This is a genomic window from Aureimonas phyllosphaerae, from assembly GCF_047943035.1.
Classification (GTDB): Bacteria; Pseudomonadota; Alphaproteobacteria; order Rhizobiales; family Rhizobiaceae; genus Aureimonas; species Aureimonas phyllosphaerae.
The window spans coordinates 1,463,203-1,486,041 of sequence record NZ_CP181348.1; the positions used below are offsets into that span (position 1 = coordinate 1,463,203).

At 69.4% G+C, this 22,839-nt stretch carries 16 protein-coding genes and 1 tRNA gene; 9 read left to right on the top strand and 8 right to left on the bottom strand.

Translation table 11 applies throughout. The annotated features are described in order from the left end of the window. Nucleotides 1-8: 8 nt before the first annotated feature. The 4 genes from ACLNGM_RS06780 to ACLNGM_RS06795 all read right to left on the bottom strand — a co-directional run bounded on the left by ACLNGM_RS06780 (nucleotide 9) and on the right by ACLNGM_RS06795 (nucleotide 4,847). Nucleotides 9-1,586, bottom strand: coding sequence for an NADH-ubiquinone oxidoreductase-F iron-sulfur binding region domain-containing protein (locus ACLNGM_RS06780; protein ID WP_416357731.1), 1,578 nt, complete (start codon nucleotides 1,584-1,586; stop codon nucleotides 9-11). Continuing rightward, nucleotides 1,583-2,068: a formate dehydrogenase subunit gamma gene (locus tag ACLNGM_RS06785; RefSeq protein ID WP_090961999.1), complete on the bottom strand. Its 486-nt coding sequence runs from the start codon at nucleotides 2,066-2,068 to the stop codon at nucleotides 1,583-1,585. Before ACLNGM_RS06785 ends, ACLNGM_RS06780 begins: the two co-directional genes overlap by 4 nt. Before the next feature lie 63 nt (nucleotides 2,069-2,131). Further along, the gene (locus ACLNGM_RS06790; protein WP_416357732.1) at nucleotides 2,132-3,787 is read right to left on the bottom strand and encodes an OFA family MFS transporter; all 1,656 of its coding nucleotides are present in this window, start codon (nucleotides 3,785-3,787) and stop codon (nucleotides 2,132-2,134) included. Between the two features lie 121 nt (nucleotides 3,788-3,908). Continuing rightward, entirely contained in the window at nucleotides 3,909-4,847 is a 939-nt protein-coding gene (locus ACLNGM_RS06795) for a LysR family transcriptional regulator (RefSeq protein ID WP_416357733.1), read from the bottom strand. A 337-nt stretch (nucleotides 4,848-5,184) separates the two neighbouring features. Between ACLNGM_RS06795 and ACLNGM_RS06800 the strand changes: the two genes are divergently transcribed. The 5 genes from ACLNGM_RS06800 to ACLNGM_RS06820 all read left to right on the top strand — a co-directional run bounded on the left by ACLNGM_RS06800 (nucleotide 5,185) and on the right by ACLNGM_RS06820 (nucleotide 11,612). Beyond that, the gene (locus tag ACLNGM_RS06800; RefSeq protein WP_416358402.1) at nucleotides 5,185-6,528 is read left to right on the top strand and encodes a VOC family protein; all 1,344 of its coding nucleotides are present in this window, start codon (nucleotides 5,185-5,187) and stop codon (nucleotides 6,526-6,528) included. 3 nt (nucleotides 6,529-6,531) lie between these two features. Continuing rightward, nucleotides 6,532-7,815 carry an NAD(P)/FAD-dependent oxidoreductase gene (locus ACLNGM_RS06805; RefSeq protein WP_416357734.1) on the top strand — a complete coding sequence of 428 codons (1,284 nt, stop codon included), beginning with the start codon at nucleotides 6,532-6,534 and terminating at the stop codon, nucleotides 7,813-7,815. Between the two features lie 38 nt (nucleotides 7,816-7,853). Continuing rightward, complete coding sequence (locus ACLNGM_RS06810) at nucleotides 7,854-9,398, top strand: aldehyde dehydrogenase family protein (protein ID WP_416357735.1); 1,545 nt, start codon at nucleotides 7,854-7,856, stop codon at nucleotides 9,396-9,398. Beyond that, complete coding sequence (locus ACLNGM_RS06815) at nucleotides 9,395-10,630, top strand: pyridoxal phosphate-dependent aminotransferase (RefSeq protein WP_416357736.1); 1,236 nt, start codon at nucleotides 9,395-9,397, stop codon at nucleotides 10,628-10,630. The genes ACLNGM_RS06810 and ACLNGM_RS06815 overlap by 4 nt, the downstream gene beginning before the upstream one ends. 67 nt (nucleotides 10,631-10,697) lie before the next feature. Then, nucleotides 10,698-11,612, top strand: coding sequence for a LysR family transcriptional regulator (locus ACLNGM_RS06820; RefSeq protein WP_416357737.1), 915 nt, complete (start codon nucleotides 10,698-10,700; stop codon nucleotides 11,610-11,612). A gap of 470 nt (nucleotides 11,613-12,082) precedes the next feature. On the opposite strand, the gene ACLNGM_RS06825 is transcribed toward ACLNGM_RS06820, so the two are convergent. Together ACLNGM_RS06825 and cpdR are read right to left on the bottom strand one after the other, a co-directional pair. Then, nucleotides 12,083-12,157 (bottom strand) — tRNA-Val (locus ACLNGM_RS06825). 84 nt (nucleotides 12,158-12,241) lie between these two features. After that, a complete protein-coding gene (gene cpdR, locus ACLNGM_RS06830) occupies nucleotides 12,242-12,607 on the bottom strand; it encodes a cell cycle two-component system response regulator CpdR (protein ID WP_019996719.1) in 366 nt (121 codons plus the stop codon). A 162-nt stretch (nucleotides 12,608-12,769) separates the two neighbouring features. Between cpdR and ACLNGM_RS06835 the strand changes: the two genes are divergently transcribed. Together ACLNGM_RS06835 and hisN are read left to right on the top strand one after the other, a co-directional pair. Then, the gene (locus ACLNGM_RS06835) at nucleotides 12,770-13,672 is read left to right on the top strand and encodes an N-formylglutamate amidohydrolase (protein WP_416357738.1); all 903 of its coding nucleotides are present in this window, start codon (nucleotides 12,770-12,772) and stop codon (nucleotides 13,670-13,672) included. Between the two features lie 61 nt (nucleotides 13,673-13,733). Continuing rightward, the gene (hisN, locus tag ACLNGM_RS06840; RefSeq protein WP_416357739.1) at nucleotides 13,734-14,516 is read left to right on the top strand and encodes a histidinol-phosphatase; all 783 of its coding nucleotides are present in this window, start codon (nucleotides 13,734-13,736) and stop codon (nucleotides 14,514-14,516) included. Here hisN and ACLNGM_RS06845 read toward each other — a convergent pair. Next, a complete protein-coding gene (locus tag ACLNGM_RS06845; RefSeq protein WP_416357740.1) occupies nucleotides 14,506-15,564 on the bottom strand; it encodes an alpha/beta fold hydrolase in 1,059 nt (352 codons plus the stop codon). The two genes, hisN and ACLNGM_RS06845, sit on opposite strands and share 11 nt — an antisense overlap. 515 nt (nucleotides 15,565-16,079) lie before the next feature. Between ACLNGM_RS06845 and ACLNGM_RS06850 the strand changes: the two genes are divergently transcribed. Beyond that, complete coding sequence (locus ACLNGM_RS06850) at nucleotides 16,080-16,544, top strand: Hsp20 family protein (protein WP_090962034.1); 465 nt, start codon at nucleotides 16,080-16,082, stop codon at nucleotides 16,542-16,544. A 64-nt stretch (nucleotides 16,545-16,608) separates the two neighbouring features. Here ACLNGM_RS06850 and ACLNGM_RS06855 read toward each other — a convergent pair whose 3' ends face one another. After that, nucleotides 16,609-17,658, bottom strand: coding sequence for a threonine aldolase family protein (locus ACLNGM_RS06855; RefSeq protein ID WP_416357741.1), 1,050 nt, complete (start codon nucleotides 17,656-17,658; stop codon nucleotides 16,609-16,611). A 326-nt stretch (nucleotides 17,659-17,984) separates the two neighbouring features. Here ACLNGM_RS06855 and gltB point away from each other — a divergent pair, with 326 nt between their 5' ends. Then, nucleotides 17,985-22,703 carry a glutamate synthase large subunit gene (gene gltB / locus ACLNGM_RS06860; RefSeq protein ID WP_416357742.1) on the top strand — a complete coding sequence of 1,573 codons (4,719 nt, stop codon included), beginning with the start codon at nucleotides 17,985-17,987 and terminating at the stop codon, nucleotides 22,701-22,703. The last annotated feature ends 136 nt before the right edge of the window (nucleotides 22,704-22,839 follow it).

Genomic DNA, 22,839 nt, shown 5'->3' on the forward strand with positions numbered 1-22,839 from the left:
TGTCCTCCTTATTCCGCCGCCTCGAGCCCGGCCGGCAGGCGACGGGCGTCGAGGTCGAAATCTTCGGGGAAATGGGTCATCGCTGACGTCACGGGATAGGGCGTGAAGCCGCCGAGCGCACAGAGCGAGCCGAACTTCATGGTGTCGCAGAGGTCGGCGAGCAGCGTCAGCTCCTTGGCCACCGGCTGGCCCGCCGAGCGCTTCTCGAGGATGCGGTCGACGGTCTCGACGCCGCGCACCGCGCCGATGCGGCAAGGCGTGCACTTGCCGCAGCTTTCCGCAGCGCAGAACTCCATGGCGAAGCGCGCCATGTGGGCCATGTCGACCGTGTCGTCGAAGACCGTGATGCCGCCGTGCCCGATCAGCCCGTCCTTGGCGGCGAAGGCCTCGTAGTCGAAGGGCGTGTCGAAGAGGGACGGGGGGAAGTAGGCCCCGAGCGGGCCGCCGACCTGAACCGCGCGCACCGGGCGGCCCGACGCCGTGCCGCCGCCGATCTCATGCACGAGTTCGCCGAGCGTGATGCCGAAGGGCACCTCGACGAGGCCGCCATACCGGACGTTGCCGGCCAGCTGGATCGGCATCGTGCCGCGCGAGCGCCCGAGGCCGAGCCGCTCGTAGGCTTCCGGCCCTTCGGCGAAGATCGCCGGGACGGCGGCGAGCGACAGGACGTTGTTGACCACGGTCGGCTTGCCGAAGAGACCCTGAAGGGCCGGCAGTGGCGGCTTGGCGCGCACGATGCCGCGCTTGCCCTCGATGGAGTTGAGGAGGGACGTCTCCTCGCCGCAGACATAGGCGCCGGCGCCGACACGCACCTCCATGTCGAAGGCGAGGCCCGACCCGCCTACCGAAGCACCGAGCCAGCCGGCCTGACGCGCCCCGGCGATCGCGTGCTCCATCGCCTCGATCGCGTGCGGATATTCCGAGCGGATATAGATGTAGCCGTAGGTCGCGCCGACGGACACGCCGGCAATGCACATCCCCTCGACCAGCCGGAACGGATCTCCCTCCATCGTCATCCGGTCGGCGAAGGTGCCCGAATCCCCTTCGTCGGCATTGCAGACGACGTATTTCTGCGCCGCCGCGGCCTTGCGGACGGTCTCCCATTTGATGCCGGTCGGAAAGCCCGCGCCGCCGCGGCCGCGAAGGCCCGAGGCCGTCACGGTCCGCACCCGCGCCTCGGCATCCTCTTTCAGCGCCGCCGACAGGCCGCGCCAGCCGCCGTGGGCGGCATAGTCTGATTCCGAGCGCGGATCGACGATGCCGCAGAGCGCCATGGTGGAGCGCGTCTGGCGGGCGAGGAACGGATGGTCTTCCGGCCGGCCGATCCGCGACGGATGGTCCGCGCCGTCGAGCATCCCGGCCGCCAGCAGCGCGTCGACGTCGGCGGCCGCGACCGGCCCGTAGCCGATGCGCCCCTCGGCGGTCTCGACCTCGACCAGCGGCTCCAGCCAGTGCATGCCGCGCGAGCCCGTGCGCACGATCTCGACGGCGCGGCCCGACGCCTTGAGCGCCGCCGCGACCTCGTCGGCGCCGACGGCGACGGCTGCCGCATCGCGCGGCACGAAGATGCGGGTCGTCGGGGTCATCGCATCGCCTCCTCGATGATGGCGGTCAGGCGGTCCGCGGTCAGGCGGCCGTGGATGCGGCCGTCGACCATCGCGGCGGGCGCGACGGAGCAGAGGCCGAGGCAGTAGACGGGCTCCAGCGTCGCCGCGCCGTCGCCGGTCGTGCCCTTCATCGGCACGCCGAGGAGGTCCTTGGCTGCCGCCTGCAATGCGCGGCCGCCCGCGGCCTGGCACGCCTCGGCAGAGCAGAGCTTGACCACGGTTCGCCCGGCCGGAAGGCGGCGGAAGTCGTGATAGAAGGTGAGGACGCCGTGGACGTCCGCGCGCGACAGGTTCAGCGCCGCCGCGATCGCGGGCACCGCCGCGTCGTCCACCATGCCGAACTCGGCCTGCACGTCGTGCAGGATCGGCAGGAGGGCGCCCGGCTTTCCCGCATGGGCGGCGATGATCTCATTCAGGCGCTCGGCATCGAAGGGCAGAGCGCGTCGCGCGGCATCGAGCATGTCGGTCTCCCGAGAAGGTCGGAAGCCGGCGCAGCCGAGGCGCGCGCCGGCTCGGGTGTCAGTCTAGAACAGGGCGGAGGCCTTCAGAAGCGTGATGTAGACGCCCCAGAGGAGCGGCAGGCCGACAGCGACCCAGGCGGCGATCGCCGGCCCGTTGAAGCCGCCGCGGCCGATGCCGTGGTCGCCGAACGCGGGCGCCGCCGCAGCGCCGCCCCGCGCCGCCGGTGCCACGCCCTTGGCCTCCTGTCGCATCTGGTATGTCTCGGCCACCGGCCGGACCAGGAGGTTGGCGACGAAGCCGACCGCCAGAAGCGCCGCCACCGTGAAGAAGATCGGCTGATAGACCGCCTCGCGCGGCACGCCGGCCGCGATCTGCGCGTCGCGGATGTTGCCGGTGATGAGACCGCCGAAGACGCCGGCGAGCGACCAAGCCGTGAGGAGGCGTCCATGGATCGCGCCGACGAACTTCGTGCCGAAGACGTCGGCGAGATAGGCCGGGACGGTGGCGAAACCGCCGCCATACATCGAGGCGATCACGCAGAACGAGGCGACGAAGAGGAACAGGATCCCGCTCGATGCCGAGAAGGGGATCAGCGCCGCGTAGAGCGCGATGCCGAGCGCCAGGATCACCGCGTACATCGTCTTGCGGCCGAGCCGGTCGGAGAAGGAGGCCCAGAAGAAGCGCCCGCCGATGTTGAAGAGCGAGACGAGGCCGACGAAGCCGGCGCCGACGGCGGCGGCGGCCGTGCGCTGCTCGGGCGTGAAGTCGAGGAAGGCGGTGCCGGCCGCGCCGATCAGGCGGCCGCCGAAGATTTCCTGCAGCATCGGCGACGCGACGCCGATGAGGCCGATCGATGCGGTCACGTTGGTCAGGAGCACGACCCAGATCAGCCAGAACTGCGGCGTCTTGTGCGCGTCCTTGAGGTGCACGTCGCCGGTCGCGATCATGCGCGTGCCGGCGGCCGCCGGCGGAGTCCATCCGGACGGGCGCCAGTTCTCCGGCGGCACGCGGTAGCCGAGCGCGCCCGCCACCATGAACACGAAATAGCCTGCGGCCAGCACCAGGAAGGTCTGCCAGACGCCGACGCCCTCGGGGCTCGCGAAATGGCGCATCAGGATGTCGGCGAGCGGCGAGCCGATCATCGCCCCGCCGCCGAAGCCCATGATCGCCATACCGGTCGCCATGCCGCGCCGGTCGGGGAACCACTTGATCAAGGTCGAGACCGGCGAGATGTAGCCGAGACCGAGGCCGATGCCGCCGATCACGCCCGAGCCCAGCCACATCAGCCAGAGCTGGTGGAGGTAAATGCCGAGCGCCGAGATCACCATGCCGCCGCACCAGCAGACGGCCGAGACGAGGCCGGCCTTGCGCGGGCCCGCCCGCTCCAGCCAGCCACCCCAGATCGCCGCAGCGCCGCCCAGCACCACGAAGAACAGGGTATACATCCACAGGAGGTCCGACACGCGCCAGTCGCACGTTGTCGTGAACAGGGCGGTCATCAGGGTCATGCCCTCGCAGGCGACCGGCTGGGCGACGCCGATGGCGCGCGAAAGCGGCAGCCAGAAGACCGAGAAACCGTAGGCCATGCCGATGCACAGATGGATCGCGAGCGCGCAAGGGGGGATCAGCCAGCGGTTGAAACCGGCCTTCGCCACCGTGTTCTCGCGGTCCAGGAACCCAACGCCCGGCGGGCGCGCGACATCGGCTGCAGAACTCATCGATCCTCCCTATGCATGTGCGGGCGCGGCCTCCCAGCCGTTCGCTCGTCGTCGCAAAGGGTTGCGTCCAATTTAGAACGCGTCAAATGTTCACGGAACGATCAATAATAGACGAACTCGATCAGCCGCTATCGGCGGCGCTGTCGGGATCGTCCCGCAGAGCCGCGATGCGCCGCCGGAACTCGACCGAGCGAACGCCGGACAGGATCGCCCGGCTCTGCGCCGACATCGGATGGCGATCGAGCACCACGAGCCCCACGGCCTGGGGCGGCGACGGGTCGTCGAAGGCGAGGATGCGGATCGCCGGATCGCGCTCGGCGGTCCCCGCATGGCTGTGCGGCAGGATCGACGATAGCTCGCCCATCCGAACCATCGACAGGAGCGCGGTGTAGGAATTGGCCGTGGCGCGCGGCTGCACCTCCATGCCGATCCTGGCGATCTGCGCGTCGAGGATGCGCCGGTTCTGCATGTCGCGGGTCAGGAGACAGAGGGGGGCGGCGGCCGCCTCCGCCCAGGAGATCGTCGAGCGACCGGCGAAGGGGCCGTCGGCCGGCGTCGCGAAGCGGTAGCGCTCCTCGTAGAAGGTCCAGGTGATGACCCCGCCGAGCGGTTCGTTCTCGAGATAGGTGACGCCGCCGTCGATGTCGTGGGCGTGGAGCGCGCGCTCGATCTCGCGCGAGGTCATCGACAGGATGACGAGCTGCAGGTCGGGATGATCGGTGGCCAGCACCGGCGCGATCGCGCCGACCGCGGGCATCGCGGCGGGAATGACGCCGAGCCGCAGCCGCCCGGTCAGGCCGATGCCGGGCTTGCCGGCCGCGCGCAGCATGCCATCGCAGTCCGCCAGCATCTGCTGCGCCCAGGGAAGGGCGGCCTCGCCCTCCGCGGTCAGGCCGACGAAGCGGCGGTCCCGGCGCACCAGTTCGACGCCGAGGGCCGTCTCCAGCGAGGCGATGCCGGACGACAGCGTCGGCTGCGTCACGCCGCAGCTTTCGGCCGCGCGCCGGAAATGGCCGAGCCGGGCGAGCGTCACGAAGTAGCGGAGGTGGCGTATCTGCATCGAGGCCTTTCGCGCCCGGCGGACGGAGCCGGGCGTTCGCGGAAGGCCGAGGGAATCGGGTGCCTGCCGCAAGGCGCCAGCGTGACGCGACGGCCCGCGCCGATCCAGTCCCCTTCGCGTGATGCGTCCCGAAACAACCCATGACGTCATTCTCGGGCGGAATGACGTCATGTGCTAACATCGCTTGAGAAACGCCACGGCCGGAGCCAAGACTGGTGGAATGCCGACGGCTCGCGAACCCGGCGAGACGCCGTCAGTCGGACCCGGAAAGGATCAGCTTGTGAGCGACGCCGCCTTCGTCACGCCCGACCACATCCGCACCCGCTTTTCCCGGACCATGTCCGACATGTATCGGTCCGAGGTGCCGCAGTACGGAACGCTGATGGAACTCGTCGCCGAGGTCAACGCGGCGACGCTCGCCGCCGACCCGGCGCTGAAGGCCGATCTCGAGCGCACCGACGACCTCGATCGCATCGACCTCGAGCGCCACGGCGCGATCCGCCTCGGCACGGCCGAGGAACTGTCCACGATGCGCCGGCTCTTTGCGGTCATGGGCATGGAGCCGGTCGGCTACTACGACCTGTCGGTGGCCGGCGTGCCGGTCCATTCCACCGCGTTCCGCCCGGTCCGCGAGGAGAACCTCGCCCGCAATCCGTTCCGCGTCTTCACCTCGCTTCTCCGGCTCGAACTCATCGAGGACGAGGCCCTGCGTCAGGAAGCGGCCGCCATCCTGTCGCGCCGGCGCATCTTCACGCCCGGCGCGCTGGCGCTGATCGAGCGGTTCGAGGCGGCGGGCGGCCTGACGGACGCGCAGGCCGAAGACTTCGTGCGCGAGGCGGTCGAGACCTTCCGCTGGCACCGCGAGGCGACGGTGGACGAGGGCACCTACCAGCGCCTGTCGACGGTGCATCGGCTGATCGCCGACGTCGTCTGCTTCAAGGGACCGCACATCAACCACCTGACGCCGCGCACGCTCGACATCGACGCCGTGCAGGCCGCCATGCCCACGCGCGGCATCGCGGCCAAGGACGTGATCGAGGGGCCGCCGACGCGCCGCTGCCCGATCCTCCTGCGCCAGACGAGCTTCAAGGCGCTGGAGGAGCCGATCCTCTTTCGCGGCGCGGACGGCGCGCAGGCCGGCACCCATACGGCCCGCTTCGGCGAGATCGAGCAGCGCGGTCTGGCGCTGACGTGCAAGGGCCGCGCGCTCTACGATGAGCTTCTGGCGAAGGTGCGCGACGCGGGCGGGCAGGGCAATGCGGGCGCCGACTATGCCACGCATCTTGCCGGCGTCTTCGAAGCGTTCCCGGACGATCACGAGACGCTGCGCCGCGAGGGGCTCGGCTACTACCGCTATGTTCCGACGGGCAAGAGCGGCGGAGCGGCGCCGGGGGCGCTCGACAGCCTGTCGCTCGAGACGCTGGTCGCGAGCGGCCATGTCGAGGCCTACCCGATCGTCTACGAGGACTTCCTGCCGGTTTCGGCGGCGGGCATCTTCCAGTCGAACCTCGGCGGGCAGGAACAGCGCAGCTACGCGGGCAATGCGAGCCGGGGCGCCTTCGTGGAAGCCCTCGGGGCCGAGGTCCGAGACGAATTCGAGGTCTACGAGGAGGCGCAGGCGCGCTCGATCGAGGCGGTGCGCGAGACGCTGCGCCCCGCCCGCCAGCCCGACGCGGCCTGATCCATGAAGAACGATCCGCGCAGCCACGGCCTGTGGGAGGCCTCGGCGCCGCCCGCCCCGCCGACGGTGGCGTTGTCGGGCGAACTCGATGTCGACGTCGCGGTGATCGGCGGCGGCTTCACCGGCTGTTCGGCGGCGCTGCACCTTTGCGAGGGTGGGGCGAGCGTCGCGGTTCTGGAGGCCGAGGAGATCGGCTTCGGCGGGTCGGGCCGCAATGTCGGCCTCGTCAACGCCGGCATGTGGGTGATGCCGGACGATCTGCCGGGCGAACTCGGGGACGTCTACGGCGAGCGGCTGCTGCAGCTTCTCGGCGAGGCCCCGAGCGTCGTGTTCGAGCTCGTCGAACGGCATGCGATCCCCTGCGAGGCCGAGCGGCGGGGCACGCTCCATTGCGCGGTCGGGCCGAAGGGCCTCGACGAGGTGCGCGAGCGCGAGCGCCAGTGGCGCGCGCGCGGCGTGCCGGTGCGGCTTCTCGATCCCGAGGAAACCGCCGCCAAGGTCGGCACCATGGCCTATGCCGGCGCGCTTCTCGACGAGCGGGCCGGCACGATCCAGCCGCTCGCCTATGCGCGGGGTCTCGCGCGTGCGGCGATCGCGGCTGGCGCGACGATCTTCACCGCGAGCCCCGTGATCGAGGCCACCGACGAGGGGGCAGTCTGGCGTCTCGCGACGCCGACCGGCGTTGTGCGCGCAAGATCCGTCGTGGTCGCCACCGACGCCTACGGCACGGGCGTCTTCCCGCAGATCCGCCGGGAGCAGGTGCATCTGCCCTATTTCAACATGGCCACCCCGCCGCTCGGCGACAATGTCAGGCACTCGATCCTCCCCGAGCGCCAGGGCGCCTGGGATACGAAGGAGATCCTTTCCTCCTTCCGCTTCGACCAGGCCGGCCGGCTCGTGTTCGGCTCGGTCGGCGCCCTTCGCGGCGGCGGCCAGATGGTGCACCGGGACTGGGGACGCCGGGCGCTGGCACGGCTGTTCCCCCAGATCGCGGGCATCGACTTCGAATATCAGTGGTACGGCCACATCGGCATGACCGAGAACAGCCTGCCGCGCTTCCACCGGCTGGGGCGCGACGTCGTCGCCTTCAGCGGCTACAACGGGCGCGGCATCGCGCCGGGCACCGTGTTCGGGCGCTGCCTCGCCCGGCTTCTTCTCGGTGAGATCGGCGAGGCCGATCTGCCGCTGCCCGTCACCGACCCTTTGCCCGCGCCACGGCGCGCCCTTCGCGAGGCCTATTACGAGGTCGGCGCGCAGGTCGCCCATCTGGCCGGCGCGCGGCTCTGATCCGCACCCCGACGCTTCTTCCTGAGGATCCGACCACCATGCTCGACACGCCCACCTCCCTCGCCACCGAGGCGCAGTCCCTCCTGTCCTCGCTCGGCGTCGCCGAGACCGCGTTCCGCGGCGGCTCCCGCGAGGTCGTCTCGCCCGTCGACGGCGAGGTCCTGGCGTCCGTCCCGACGGTCGATCCGGCAGCCGTCGGCGAGGCGATCGGGCGCGCGCACGAGGCTTTTCTCAAGTGGCGCGAGGTTCCCGCCCCGCGGCGCGGCGAACTCGTCCGGCTCCTCGGCGAGGAGCTTCGCGCCCACAAGGACGCGCTCGGCCGCCTCGTCAGCCTGGAAGTCGGCAAGGCGCCGTCCGAGGGGCTCGGCGAAGTGCAGGAGATGATCGACATCTGCGACTTCGCGGTCGGCCTGTCGCGCCAGCTCTACGGCCTCGTGATCCCGTCCGAGCGCGCCGACCACAAGCTCACCGAGCAGTGGCACCCGATCGGCGTCGTCGGCGTCATCTCGGCCTTCAACTTCCCCGTGGCGGTCTGGTCCTGGAACGCGGCGCTCGCCTTCGTGTGCGGCGACGCCGTGGTCTGGAAGCCGTCGGAGAAGGCGCCGCTCACCGCGCTCGCCGTCCAGGCGATCTTCGAGCGCGCCGCCGCCCGCTTCGGCGATGCGCCCGCAAACCTGTCGACGCTTCTCGTCGGCGAGCGCGAGGTGGGCGAGGCGCTGGTCGATGATCCGCGCGTGCCCGTCGTCTCGGCCACCGGCTCGACCCGGATGGGACGCGCGGTCGGCGAGCGGCTCGCCCGCCGCTTCGCCCGCGCGATCCTCGAACTCGGCGGCAACAACGCCTCGATCGTCACGCCGTCCGCCGATCTCGACCTGACGCTGCGCGCCGTCGCCTTCGGTGCCATGGGCACGGCCGGTCAGCGCTGCACGACGATGCGCCGCCTTATCGTCCATGAGAGCGTCTACGACACGCTGGTGCCGCGTCTCGCAAAGGTCTACCGCTCGATCTCGGTCGGCAATCCGCTGACCTCGGACGCGCTGGTCGGGCCGCTGATCGACCGCGCCGCCTTCGAGGCGATGGGCCGGGCGCTGGAGGCCGCGAAGGCCGCCGGCGGTACGGTGCACGGCGGCGAGCGGGTCGACGTCAACGGCGCGAACTCGTTCTACGTACGCCCGGCACTGGTCGAGATGCCGGCGCAGACCGGGCCGGTGGTCGAGGAGACCTTCGCGCCGATTCTCTACGTCCTGAAGTATCGCGATCTCGCGCAAGCGATCGCGCTGCAGAACGGCGTGCCGCAGGGCCTGTCGTCCTCGATCTTCGGCACCGACATGCGCGAGGTCGAGCGCTATCTTTCGGCGGCGGGCTCGGACTGCGGCATCGCCAACGTCAACATGGGCACCTCGGGCGCCGAGATCGGCGGCGCTTTTGGCGGCGAGAAGGAGACGGGCGGCGGACGCGAGAGCGGCTCGGACGCCTGGAAGGCCTACATGCGCCGCCAGACCAACGCCATCAACTACGGCCGCTCCCTGCCGCTCGCGCAAGGCGTGAAGTTCGACGTGGACGGGGGCTCGGCGGAAGCATGAGCGCGCTGGCCGCCGCCGGGATGCCTGCCTTTCGGCCGGCCGAGCGCATCGCCTCGGTCGGGGTGTCCGAAATCCTGAAGATCACGGCCAGAGCCGGCGCGCTGAAGCGTGCCGGTCGGCCGATGATCATCCTCGGGGCGGGCGAGCCCGACTTCGACACGCCCGATAACGTGAAAGAGGCGGCGATCCGCGCGATCCGCGACGGCGCCACCAAGTACACCGCGCTCGACGGCTCCCCCGAGCTGAAGGACGCCGTGCGGGCCAAGTTCGAGCGCGAGAACGGGCTCGTCTTCGCCGCCGACGAGGTGACGTGCGGTGCCGGCGCCAAGCAGATCCTCTATAATGCCTTCATGGCGACGCTCGGGCCGGGCGACGAGGTTGTCATCCCCACTCCCTACTGGACGAGCTACAGCGACATCGTCGCCATCGCGGGTGGAACGCCTGTGCTCGTGCCGTGCGGGATCGAGGCGGGCTTCCGGCTCCGGCCCGAGCAGCTCGAGGCGGCGATTACCCCGCGCACCCGCTGGCTTCTCCTCAACTCGCCCTCCAACCCGTCGGGCGCCGCCTACTCGGCCGAGGAGCTCGAGGCGCTGGCGGGCGTCCTGCGTCGCCATACTCATGTCTGGGCGATGTCCGACGACATGTACGAGCACATTCTCTACGACGGTCTGGCGTTCGCGACGCTGGCCGCTGTCGCGCCGGATCTTCGGGATCGCACGCTCACCGTCAACGGCGTTTCGAAGGCCTATGCGATGACCGGCTGGCGCATCGGCTACGGCGGTGGCCCCGCCGCGCTGATCCGGGCGATGGCCGTGGTGCAGAGCCAGGCGACGTCCTGCCCGTCCTCCGTCAGCCAGGCGGCGGCGGTCGAGGCGCTGAACGGGCCGCAGGCCATCGTCGCGGAACGCTGCGCGGCATTCCAGCGGCGGCGCGATCTCGTGGTCGCCGGGCTCAACGCCGTTCCCGGCCTCCAGTGCCCGGTGCCGCAGGGGGCCTTCTATACGTTTGCCAGCTGCGAGGGGCTTCTGGGCGCACGCACGCCGGACGGGGGCGTCCTGCGTTCCGACCGCGATGTCGCCGACTACCTTCTCGAGGCCGACGTCGCGGTGGTGCCCGGCGCGTGTTTCGGCCTCGAGCCCTTCTTCCGCATCTCCTACGCGACGTCGGACAGCGAGTTGAAGACGGCGCTGGAGCGGATCGAAGCCGCCTGCGCCCGCCTCCATCACGCCTGACGGGGCGGGCCGCGAGGTCGAGGGCGGGAGTGTTGCGGCCTCTCCCATTCCGCTATGGAATGGCGGGATGCAGACACCCCGCCGCTTCCTTCCGTCCATCGGCCTTCTCTGCGCCTTCGAGGCGGCGGCGCGCACCGGCAGCTTCACCGCGGCGGCGGGCGAGCTGAATCTCACGCAGAGCGCCGTCAGCCGGCAGATCAAGGCGCTGGAAGAGCAGCTCGACGTCGAACTGTTCCTGCGCGAGCGCCAGACCGTCCGGCTGACTCCGGCGGGTGAGGCCTATGCCCGCGACATTCGCGATGCGCTGCGGCGGATTTCCACGGCCTCGCTCAACATCCGCGCCAACCCGTTCGGCGGCACCTTGAATCTGGCGATCCTGCCGACCTTCGGCACGCGCTGGCTGGCACCGCGCCTGCCGGATTTCCTGGCGCTCAATCCCGGCATCACGATGAATCTGGCGACGCGGCTCGTCGAGTTCGACTTCCGGCTCGACACGATGGACGCGGCGATCCACTTCGGCGTGCCGAACTGGCCGGGGACCCGCCACCTCCAGCTTCTGGCCGAGGACGTCGTGCCGATGGGCAGCCCCGAATTCGCCGCGGCCCATCCGGTCGGCGGCGATCCGGCGGCGCTGCGCGCGCTGCCGCTCCTGCACATCACCTCGCGTCCCGACGCCTGGGAGACGTGGTTCGCCGCGCAAGGCGTGGCGCCCGACGGCGTGACGGGCATGCTGTTCGACCAGTTCGCCACGATCGCGCAGGCCGCGATGGCGGGGCTCGGCGTCGCGCTCCTGCCGAGCTTTCTCGTCGCCAAGGAGATCGAGCGCGGCGAGCTCGTGCCGATCATCGACCGCCCGATGCGCTCGCGCGAGGAGTATCATCTCGTCTGGCCGAAGGAGCGCGACCGCTTCCCGCCGCTCGTCGCCTTCCGGCAATGGTTGTCCGCCATCACGGGCCGGGACGGTGCGCCCTCCGGCCCTTAGAGCGTCTCGTTGCGCCCTTGCCGCGAGCGGCGGCCTCGATTGGAGGGGTGTCGGTCGGGCCCGCGTCCGCGGGATGTTCGCTGCAGGCCGAAGCGCCTGCGTCGAACATCCCGCGACAATTCAGTCGGCTGCCACTTGAGATTTGTCGCTGCAACCTCCGTGATTTGATTCCGCCGGCCGCTCGCGGAGAAAGGCTCGGTTCCGACCTCGAATGCACGCGCCGTCCGCCCGAGGCAGATCGACCGTCCGGCGCCCGGAACTCGCGATAAACGCTCAGTCCCGAACGAACGAATCGTCAGCAGAACGCCTGAAATGCAGGGAAGTAAGTCGGCTCGTCGATCGGACCGAGGCAGGGCGATGGCCTGCCAGGTTATCGATGTCTATCGCAAGGAAAAGAGATCGCTGCAGCGCCGCGACCCGCCACTAGAGCTGTCCGGCTGTCCCACTCCGGATCTGCGAGGAGGATCGAATGGTGGGCACGACTGGGATTGAACCAGTGACCCCTGCAATGTCAATGCAGTGCTCTCCCGCTGAGCTACGCGCCCATTCGATGGAGCGGCTTACACCACAGGAGGCGCGGTGCGGTCAAGACCGTTTGCGCCTCTTGTGGGGATGAAGCCGCAAAAAAATCAGGCGGCGTCCTGGAGCATCTTGCCGACCTCCTCCACCAGCTCGCGCAGGTGGAAGGGCTTGGACAGGATCTTGGCGTCCTTCGGGGCCTTGGAGTCGGGGTTCAGCGCGACCGCGGCAAAGCCCGTGATGAACATCACCTTGAGGTCGGGGTCGAGCTCGGTGGCGCGGCGCGCCAGCTCGATGCCGTCCATCTCGGGCATCACGATATCGGTCAGGAGCAGCGAGAACGGCTCCTCGCGAAGGCGCTCGTAGGCGCTGCCGCCGTTGTCGTAGGCGGTCACCTCGTAGCCGGCCTTTTCCAAAGCCTTGGCCAGGAAGCGGCGCATGTCGTTGTCGTCTTCGGCCAGAAGGATCTTGTACATCTCGTAACCTGAATGTCGCGGCGGGTGCCGGACGTGAAGCCTGCTCGCAATCAACCTTTTAGCAGATTGCTTAAGCAAGAGCTAAATGGAATGTTCGAGCGGCAGAACGGCCCTATCTCCAGTGGAACGCGGTTTGCGAAAGGGAAATGAAGGGGAGTGCATTTGGACGTCGCCGCTCCCAACCTGGAAACCGCCGCGGGCGCGTGCCCGGCCTTCGAGGTCATCGAGCCGACCCGCCAAACCAGCCCTTTCGTGTTCTGCTCGCCCCACAGCGGGCGCGCCTATCCGTCCTCGTTCCTCGCGCAGAGCCGGCTCGGCCCCTCGGCGATCCGCCGCTCGGAAGACCTCTTCGTCGACCAGCTCTTCGACTTCGTGCCGGCGCTCGGCGCGCCGCTCCTCGTCGCAAGGTTTCCCCGCGCCTTTCTCGACGTCAATCGCGAGCCCTACGAACTCGACCCGGCGATGTTCTCCGGACCTTTGCCCGACCGCGCGAACTCGGCCTCCGTGCGGGTCGCTGGCGGCCTCGGCACCATCCCGCGCATTGTCGCCGAGCGCGAGGAGATCTATGCCGGGCGAATTCCCGTCGGCGAGGCGCTCTCGCGTATCGACACGATCTACATGCCCTTCCACGAGACGCTGGAGCGCCTCGTCGAGACGACGCGCCGCGCCTTCGGCTTCGCGATCCTGATCGACTGCCATTCGATGCCCTCCTCGGTCCGGCCGATGCCGGGCGGGCCGAAAGCGGATATCGTGGTCGGCGACCGGTTCGGCACCAGCGCCGCCCACCACTACGTCGCCATGGCGGTGCAGCGCCTGACGGCGCTCGGCCTCGATGTAACGCGCAACAAGCCCTATGCCGGCGGCTACATCACCGAGCGCTACGGGCGGCCGCGCGGCGGGGTCCACGCCATCCAGCTCGAGATCAACCGCGCGCTCTATGCCGACGAGCGCAATTTCGTGCCGCATGCGGCCTTCGGCCATTTCCGGCGCATCCTCTGGGAGTTCGCCTCGTGCTTTGCCGCCGAGGTGGAATCGGAACTCCAGCGCCCCGCCGCGGCGGAGTAGGACGCCCTCGCCAGGACCCTGCGTTGGCCGTATAGGACGGGTCCCGGCTGGAGACCCGACGATGACGACGCTGCCCGATGCTTCCTTCCTGTTCCGCCTGGCGGACGCCGCCGCGAAGGAGACGCTGCCGCGCTTCCGCACCGCGCTCAGCATCGATTCCAAGCCCAAGGAGGGCTTCAGCTTCGATCCGGTGACCGAGGCCGACCGCGAGGCGGAGAAGGCGATCCGGGCGATCATCGAGGCGGAGTATCCGTCCCATGCGATCCTCGGCGAGGAGTTCGGCTTGTCGGGCTCCGGCGACCATCTCTGGGTGATCGACCCGGTGGACGGCACGCGGCCCTTCATCTGCGGCGTCCCGGTCTGGGGCACGCTGATCGGCCTCCAGGTGCGCGAGCGCGCCGAGATCGGCATCATGAGCCAGCCCTACACGCGCGAGCGCTTCTGGGCGACGCCGGACGGCGCCTTCGGCGACGGGCCGCAGGGCGAGAAGCGCCTCCGCGTGCGCGACATCGGGGGACTGTCCGGCGCGACGCTCTTCTCGTCGGCGCCGGAGCTGTTCAAGGGCGGGCTGAAGGACCGCTTCCAGAGCCTCGTCGATCAGGTTCGGCTCACCCGATTCGGGGCCGACTGCTACGCCTTCGCCATGCTGGCCGCCGGCCATGTCGACATCTGCGTCGAACCCGGCCTCCAGCCCTATGACATCGTGGCGCTGACGCCGATCGTGGAGCAGGCGGGCGGCGTGATCACGACCTTCTCGGGCGACCGGCCGGAGAATGGCGGCGACGTCGTGGCGGCCGCGACGCCCGCCCTGCACGAGGCGGCGCTGCGCATCCTCAACGGCTGACAGGCGCCGGGGGCGGAGCGGGCGCGGCGGCGGCCGCCACCGCCTCGCCGATCAGCGTCTCGTCGAGCGCCGGCAGGGGCGGGGGCTTCGGCAGGCTCTCGGCAAAGAACGTCTCGATCGCGCCGAGCGCCGGCTCGCGGAAGCGGTCGGCCTCCTGCAGGAGTTCGTGCCGCGCGCCCGCGACGCGGATCGAATGGCCGCAGCGCATGCGCCAGGCGAGGCGCTCGGCGGCGGCGGTCGAGACGACCCGGTCGTCGCCCGGCAGTAGGAAGAGGGCGGGAAGGTCGAGCCGCGCGATCCGGTCGGAATCGTCGAGGCGGCGCATCGCCTTCAGGGCGGCGCGCAGCCAGGATGCCGAGACGCCCTCGACGGTGAGCCAGGGGGCGGCCGCGCGCAGGGCCCGGTTGCGCTCGAAGCGTCCCGCGTCGGTGGTCAGGACATTGCCCGCGAAGGGCTCGGCCGGGTCGATGCGCCGCGCCCGGCGGAGCGGCAGGAAGCCGAGGCCGCACCAGTGAAGCGCGCCGGCAAGAAGGCCAATAGACCGGTGCAGCCCCGGCGAGCCGGGCAGCGCGACGAGGGGCGCGATCAGCGCCATGCGCTCGACATGCGACGACAGGCGCGCCGAGGCGGCGAGCGCGACGAGGCCGCCCATCGAATGGGCGACGAGGGCATAGGGCGGCGCGCAGCGGTCCAGCACGACCTCGCGCAGGAAGCGCTCGAGGTCGTCCGCGTAGTCTTCGACGCTCGCCACATGCCCGACGCCCGGCAGGAACGTGCCGCGACCGGAGCCGCCCTGGCCGCGCCAGTCGAAGGTCGCGACCGTGAAGCCGCGCGCGTTGAGGTCGGCGATCGTCTCGTAATATTTCTCGATCGCCTCGTTGCGCCCCTGGAGGAGGAGGACGGTTCCACGGCTCGTCATGCCGGCCGGCCCCCGCCCGATCGCGTAGCGCAACCGCACGCCATGCCCGAGGTCGTGATGGCCGGTTTCGAGGCCCGGCGGTTCCGGGTTCGCCTCGAGGGCGACGAAGGCGTCTTGGGTCTCGGGCACGGCGGCTCCGTCGGGCATCAGGGCTGCCAAGCTCCTAGCGCAGACGCGCGGCGGGTTGAAGGCGGGGCGGCAGGATGAGGGGAGATCGGGGACCCTCCTGCGAGGATCCCCGACCCCGAGCGACCGGGGCGGAAGGGACGGGACGCCTCGATCGTTTGGCGCGAAAGGGTGCTCAGGCGGTCCTGCTCGAATGCGGTGATGTCCGGGCGATGCAGGCGGCCGGGGCTGGAAAGGCCGGGGTTCTATCGCCCCCCGAATGAACGGTAGCCGAAGCCCGCGTTCATCTGCCGTTCACATCGCGGGCGATCGCCAAGCCGTTGTTTCGATTGGCGGAAAAAATTCGGCATGGTGGCTTGCGGCAGCCCTTGAAGCCGTTTTCTGGCTTTACCATCTCATCTCTTGCGATCGCCCAATCGTGGGATCGCTGGCCAGGATCGACCGGCCGCCGCCCGTTGCGCGGGGCCTTCCAGTCGACCGGCCAGACACGCAAAACCGTTGCTCAATGGAGAACACACATGCGTCAGTTCGACTTTGCCCCCCTCTACCGGTCCACCGTCGGTTTCGACCGGCTCTTCTCGATGCTCGACGCGGCCGGCAATGCCGAGAACGCCCAGAGCTATCCGCCCTACAACATCGAGCGCACCGGCGAGACCACCTACCGCATCACCATGGCGGTGGCCGGCTTCTCCGAGACGGAGCTCTCGATCGAGTCGCGTGAGAACACGCTGACCGTGAAGGGCGAGAAGGGCGACGAGACGAACGGCTCGTCGGAGTACCTTTATCGCGGCATCGCGGGTCGCGCCTTCGAGCGCCGCTTCCAGCTGGCCGAGCATGTCGAGGTGAAGGGCGCGAGCCTGAAGAACGGCTTGCTGCACATCGACCTCGCCCGCATCGTGCCCGAGGCCTTGAAGCCCCGCCGCATCGAGATCGCCACGGCCAACACCAACGAGGCCAAGACGATCGAGGCGTCCGCCGCCTGATCGCGGGACTTTTCGATACGTTTGAGGACGGCGCCCTGCGGGGCGCCGTTTTCGTTTGCGCGTCTTAAGCGATCAGATCGCAGAAACGCGCGACGTCGTCCCTTCCGGTCGACCAGCTCGTCACGAGGCGATAGAGGCCCTCGCCCTCGCGCACCAGGCCCGGCATGTCGTGTGGCGCGTTCCAGTCGTAGAAGGTGGCGCCCTCAGCCCGCAGCCGCTCGGCGGTCGCCGTCTCGATCACGGCGAAGATCTCGTTGGACCGGGTGTCCCAGGCCTGACGCGCATGGGCCGACCGGCCGATGCCCTCGCGCAGGGCGTCCGCCATGGCATTGGCGTGGGCGGCGAGCTCCAGCCACAGGCCGCCGTCGAGATAGGCGGCGAACTGGGCGGCCATGAAGCGCGTCTTGGAGAAGAGCTGGGCGCCGCGCTTGCGGATGTAGGGAAATTGCTCGGCCTGTTTCGGGTCGAAGAAGACCACCGCCTCGGCGCACCAGCAGCCGTTCTTGGTGGCGCCGAAGGACAGGATGTCGACGCCGGCCCGCCAGGTCATCTCGGCCGGCGAGGCGTTGGTGGCGGCCAGCGCGTTGGCAAAGCGTGCACCGTCCATGTGGAAGGCGAGGTTGCGCTCGTGCGCGATCTCGCCGATCGCCGCGATCTCGGCCACCGAATAGAGCGTGCCCGCCTCGGTCGCCTGGCTGAGCGAGACGGCCATCGGCTGGCCGGCATGCACGAAGCCCGGCCGGAACCGCCCGAGCTCGGACACGAGATGGCCGGGGTCCATGCGTCCGAGCGCGCCCTCGACCGGCACCATGCGCGCGCCGTGGGTGAAGAATTCCGGCGCGCCGCATTCGTCCTGCGCGATATGCGCCTCGCGGTGGCACATGACGACGCCGCCCGGCCGGTTCACCGCGGCAAAGGACAAGGAGTTCGCCGCCGTGCCCGTGCCGACGAAATAGACGGCGACCTCGCGCTCGAAGATCTCGTTGAAGCGCCGCTCGACGGCCTTGTCGATGTCGCTCGCCCCGTAGGCGGCGGCAAAGCCCGCGCCGTGGCGCTCCAGCGATTGCGTGACGGCGGGATGGGCGCCGGACCAGTTGTCGGATGCAAAGATCATGGCGGCTGACTAACGCGCCCGCGCGCGCCCGTCAAAGCCGCGAATGGCTCGCCGCCTTTGCATGGAATGCTCGGCGAAGTTAGAACCGCTCTTGCCGCAGAAGCACAAGTCTGGCATAAGCTGCGAAATAGGTCAGCATTGCTGCCCTATCTGGGGCGGCCGTTCCCGGACGGCGCCCGACTAGGCGCGCCGGGAGAGGGCGGCCCCGACCACGAACAGGCAGGCGCGGCGCGCGGCGGCAGGGAGCCGGACCGGGCGCCAAAGTCCTGCCCGAAGAACCAGGTTGCCTCGATCCTTCGGGCGACGACGAGACAGGGAGACACGCGATGACGATCGAAACGCCATCCATCATCGAGGGTGAGGTCATTGAGACCACGAACACCGCGATGGGCGCCGTCAAACCGCGTCGCCTGCCGGAGGCCCAAGGTCTCTACGATCCGGCCAACGAAAGCGACGCCTGCGGCGTCGGCTTCATCGCCCACATGAAGAACCAGAAGTCCCACTCGATCATCGAGAAGGGCCTGAAGATCCTGCACAATCTCGAGCATCGCGGGGCGGTCGGCGCCGACCCGCTGATGGGCGACGGCGCGGGCATGCTGGTGCAGATCCCGCACGACTTCTTCCAGGCCGAAATGGCGGCCCAGGGCGTCGAGCTGCCCGAGGCCGGCCACTACGGCGTCGGCTTCGTGTTCATGCCGCAGGACGAGGCGCGCCGCCTCCACTTCAAGACGATCTTCGAGGCTGCCGCCGCCGAGGAGGGCTGCACTGTCATCGGCTGGCGCGACGTGCCGGTGGATAATTCGTCGCTGTCCAAGGCTCCCGAGATCGCCGCGACCGAGCCCTGCCACCGGCAGGTCTTCATCGCGCGCCCGGCATCCGTCGCGAGCGACGACGAGTTCGAGCGCAAGCTCTACATCATCCGCAAGGTGGTCTCGAACCGCGTCTATGCCGAAGCCCATTCGGTGGACACCGACTTCTACGTCGTGTCGCTCTCCTCGCGCACGATCGTCTACAAGGGCATGTTCCTGTCCTATCAGGTCGGCGCCTACTACAAGGACCTGAAGGACCCGCGCTTCACCTCGGCGCTGGCGCTCGTCCACCAGCGCTTCTCCACCAACACGTTCCCGTCCTGGCGCCTCGCGCACCCCTACCGCATGGTGGCGCACAACGGCGAGATCAACACGCTGCGCGGCAACGTCAACTGGATGGCCGCCCGGCAGGCGTCGGTCGATTCCGAGCTCTTCGGCAACGACATCTCCAAGCTCTGGCCGATCTCCTACGAGGGCCAGTCCGACACCGCCTGCTTCGACAACGCGCTCGAGTTCCTGACGCAGGGCGGCTACCCGCTCGCCCATGCGATGATGATGCTCATTCCCGAGGCCTGGTCGGGCAACAAGGAGATGAGCCCGGAGCGCCAGGCCTTCTACGAGTACCACGCCGCGCTGATGGAGCCTTGGGACGGGCCGGCCGCCGTGTGCTTCACCGACGGACGCCAGATCGGCGCGACGCTCGATCGCAACGGCTTGCGGCCAGCGCGCTACGTCGTGACCGACGACGATCTCGTGATCCTCGCCTCAGAAGCCGGCACGCTCGAGGTCGCTGAGGAGCGCATCGTCAAGAAGTGGCGCCTCCAGCCGGGCCGCATGCTGCTGATCGACCTCGAGAAGGGCCGCATCGTCTCTGACGAGGAGGTCAAGAGCGAGATCGCGGGCGCCAACCCCTATCGCGACTGGCTGCGCTCCACCCAGCTGATCCTCGAGGACCTGAAGCCCGTGCAGCCGCGGGCGTCGCGCGCCGACGTGTCGCTGCTCGACCGTCAGCAGGCCTTCGGCTACAGCCAGGAGGACACCAAGATCCTGATGGCGCCGATGGCCACGACCGGCCAGGAAGCCATCGGCTCGATGGGGACGGACACGCCGATTTCCGCCATGAGCGAGAAGTCGAAGCTGCTCTACACCTACTTCAAGCAGAACTTCGCGCAGGTCACCAACCCGCCGATCGATCCGATCCGCGAGGAACTGGTGATGAGCCTCGTCTCGTTCATCGGCCCGCGCCCGAACATCCTCGACCTCGAGGGCACCTCGCGCCGCAAGCGGCTGGAGGTGCGCCAGCCGATCCTGACCAATGCGGACCTCGAGAAGATCCGCACGATCGGCCACACCGAGGACCGGTTCGACACCAAGACGCTCGACACGACCTACCCGTCCGAGCAGGGCGCGGCGGGCATGGCAGGCGCGCTCGACCGGCTCTGCGAGCGGGCGGAGGCGGCCGTCGTCGGCGGCTACAACATCATCATCCTGTCCGACCGCCAGATGGGGCCGGACCGCATTCCGCTGCCGGCGCTGCTCGCTACGGCCGCCGTGCATCATCACCTGATCCGCAAGGGCCTGCGCACCGCCGCCGGCCTCGTGGTGGAGTCGGGTGAGCCGCGCGAGGTCCATCATTTCGCGTGCCTCGCCGGCTACGGCGCGGAGGCGATCAACCCCTATCTCGCCTTCGACACGCTGCTCGGCATGCATGCGCGCGGCGACTTCCCGCCGGAGGTCGATGCCAAGGAGGTCGTCGGCCGCTTCATCAAGTCGGTCGGCAAGGGTCTGCTCAAGGTCATGTCCAAGATGGGCATCTCGACCTATCAGTCCTATTGCGGCGCGCAGATCTTCGACGCGATCGGCCTCAAGTCCGAGTTCGTGAAGCGCTACTTCGCCGGCACCTCGACCACGATCGAGGGCGTCGGGCTGGAGGAAATCGCCCGCGAGACGGTGGAGCGCCACGCGCTTGCCTTCTCCGACGATCCGGTTCTGGCGCGCTCGCTCGAGGTCGGCGGCGAGTATGCCTACCGCATGCGTGGCGAGGCCCACATCTGGTCGCCGGATGCGGTCGCGACGCTCCAGCACGCCGTGCGCCTCGACAGTTACGACACCTACAAGGAGTACGCCGCGCTCGTGAACGAGTCGGCCGTCGCCAACTCGACCATCCGCGGCCTCTTCAAGCTGCGCATGGCCGAGGAGGTCGGCTTGACGCCGGTGCCGCTCGACGAGGTCGAGCCGGCCGCCGAGATCGTCAAGCGCTTCTCGACGGGCGCCATGAGCTTCGGCTCGATCAGCCGAGAGGCGCATGCGACGCTCGCCGTCGCCATGAACCGCATCGGCGGCAAGTCGAACACGGGCGAGGGCGGCGAGGAGCCGGACCGCTACCTGAAGCTGCCGGACGGCTCGGCCAACCCCGAGCGCTCGGCGATCAAGCAGGTGGCGTCCGGGCGCTTCGGCGTGACGACCGAATACCTCGTCAACGCCGACATGCTGCAGATCAAGGTGGCGCAGGGTGCCAAGCCCGGCGAGGGCGGCCAGCTGCCCGGCCACAAGGTGGACGCGACCATCGCCAAGACCCGGCATTCGACGCCGGGCGTCGGCCTGATCTCGCCGCCGCCGCACCACGACATCTACTCGATCGAGGATCTGGCGCAGCTCATCTACGACCTGAAGAACGTCAACCCGGCGGCCGACATCTCGGTGAAGCTCGTCTCCGAGGTCGGCGTCGGCACGGTGGCCGCCGGCGTCGCGAAGGCGCGCGCCGACCACATCATCGTGTCGGGCTATGACGGGGGCACCGGCGCCTCGCCGCTCACCTCGATCAAGCACGCCGGCTCTCCGTGGGAGATGGGCCTTGCCGAGACCCAGCAGACGCTGGTGCTCAACGGCCTTCGCTCGCGCATCGCGCTGCAGGTCGACGGCGGCCTCCGGTCGGGCCGCGACGTCGTCATCGGCGCGCTGCTGGGCGCCGACGAGTTCGGCTTCTCGACGGGCCCGCTGATCGCGGCCGGCTGCATCATGATGCGCAAGTGCCACCTGAACACCTGCCCCGTCGGGGTCGCGACGCAGGACCCGGTCCTTCGCTCGCGCTTCAAGGGCACGCCGGAGCACGTCATCAACTTCTTCTTCTTCGTCGCCGAAGAGGTGCGCGAGATCATGGCGGCCATGGGTGTTCGCACCCTTGCCGAACTGATCGGGCGCTCCGAGCGGCTCGACAAGCGGGAGCTGATCGACCACTGGAAGGCCAAGGGGCTCGACTTCTCGAAGATGTTCTTCAAGCCGGACGCCGCGCTGGAGGAGACCTACTGGACGAAGCGCCAGGAGCATCCGATCGCCGACGTTCTCGACCGCAAGCTGATCGCGCAGGCGGAGAGCGCTCTTACCGCGCGCCAGCAGGTCGAGATCGAGACCGCGATCGGCAACGTCGACCGGTCGGCCGGCGCGATGCTGTCGGGCGAGGTCGCCAAGCGCTTCGGCCACAAGGGGCTCGCCGACGACACGATCAAGGTGAAGCTGACCGGCACCGCCGGCCAGAGCTTCGCGGCCTTCCTTGCCAAGGGCGTCACCTTCGATCTCGTCGGCGACGGCAACGACTATGTCGGCAAGGGCCTGTCGGGCGGCAAGATCATCGTCCGGCCGCGCGCCAACACGCGCATCGTGCCGGAAGAGTCGATCATCGTCGGCAACACGGTGCTCTACGGCGCGATCGCCGGCGAGTGCTACTTCCGGGGCGTGGCGGGCGAGCGCTTCGCCGTGCGCAACTCGGGCGCCATCGCGGTGGTCGAGGGCGTGGGCGACCACGGCTGCGAATACATGACCGGCGGCGTGGTGGTGATCCTCGGGCATACGGGCCGCAACTTCGCGGCCGGCATGTCGGGCGGCATCGCCTATGTCTACGATCCCGAAGGCAACTTCGCCAAGCGCTGCAACATGGCGATGGTCGAGCTGGAGCCGGTGCCGGAGGAGGATGATCTCCTCGAGAAGCTGCACCACCACGGCGGAGACCTCCAGCACAAGGGACGCGTCGACGTCTCGTCCAACATGACCGGCCACGACGACGAGCGGCTGTTCCAGCTGATCTCCAACCATTTCCACTACACGGGCTCGACCCGCGCCAAGGAAATGCTGGATCACTGGGAGACCTACCGCCCGAAGTTTGTGAAGGTCATGCCGGTGGAGTACCGCCGCGCGCTTCTCGAAATGGAGCGCATGCGCATGGGCGTCGCGGCCGAGTAGGCCGCCGCCTTCCGGAGCCCGCGAAACGTCGGGCCGCCCCTCGCGACGAGGCCGGCGGCCCGGTCGCGGGTCCCGGCTCGCGATCGCGAAGTTTGGACGCGTTCTATCCTCGCGGAAATTGGTGTAAGGCGAGCCC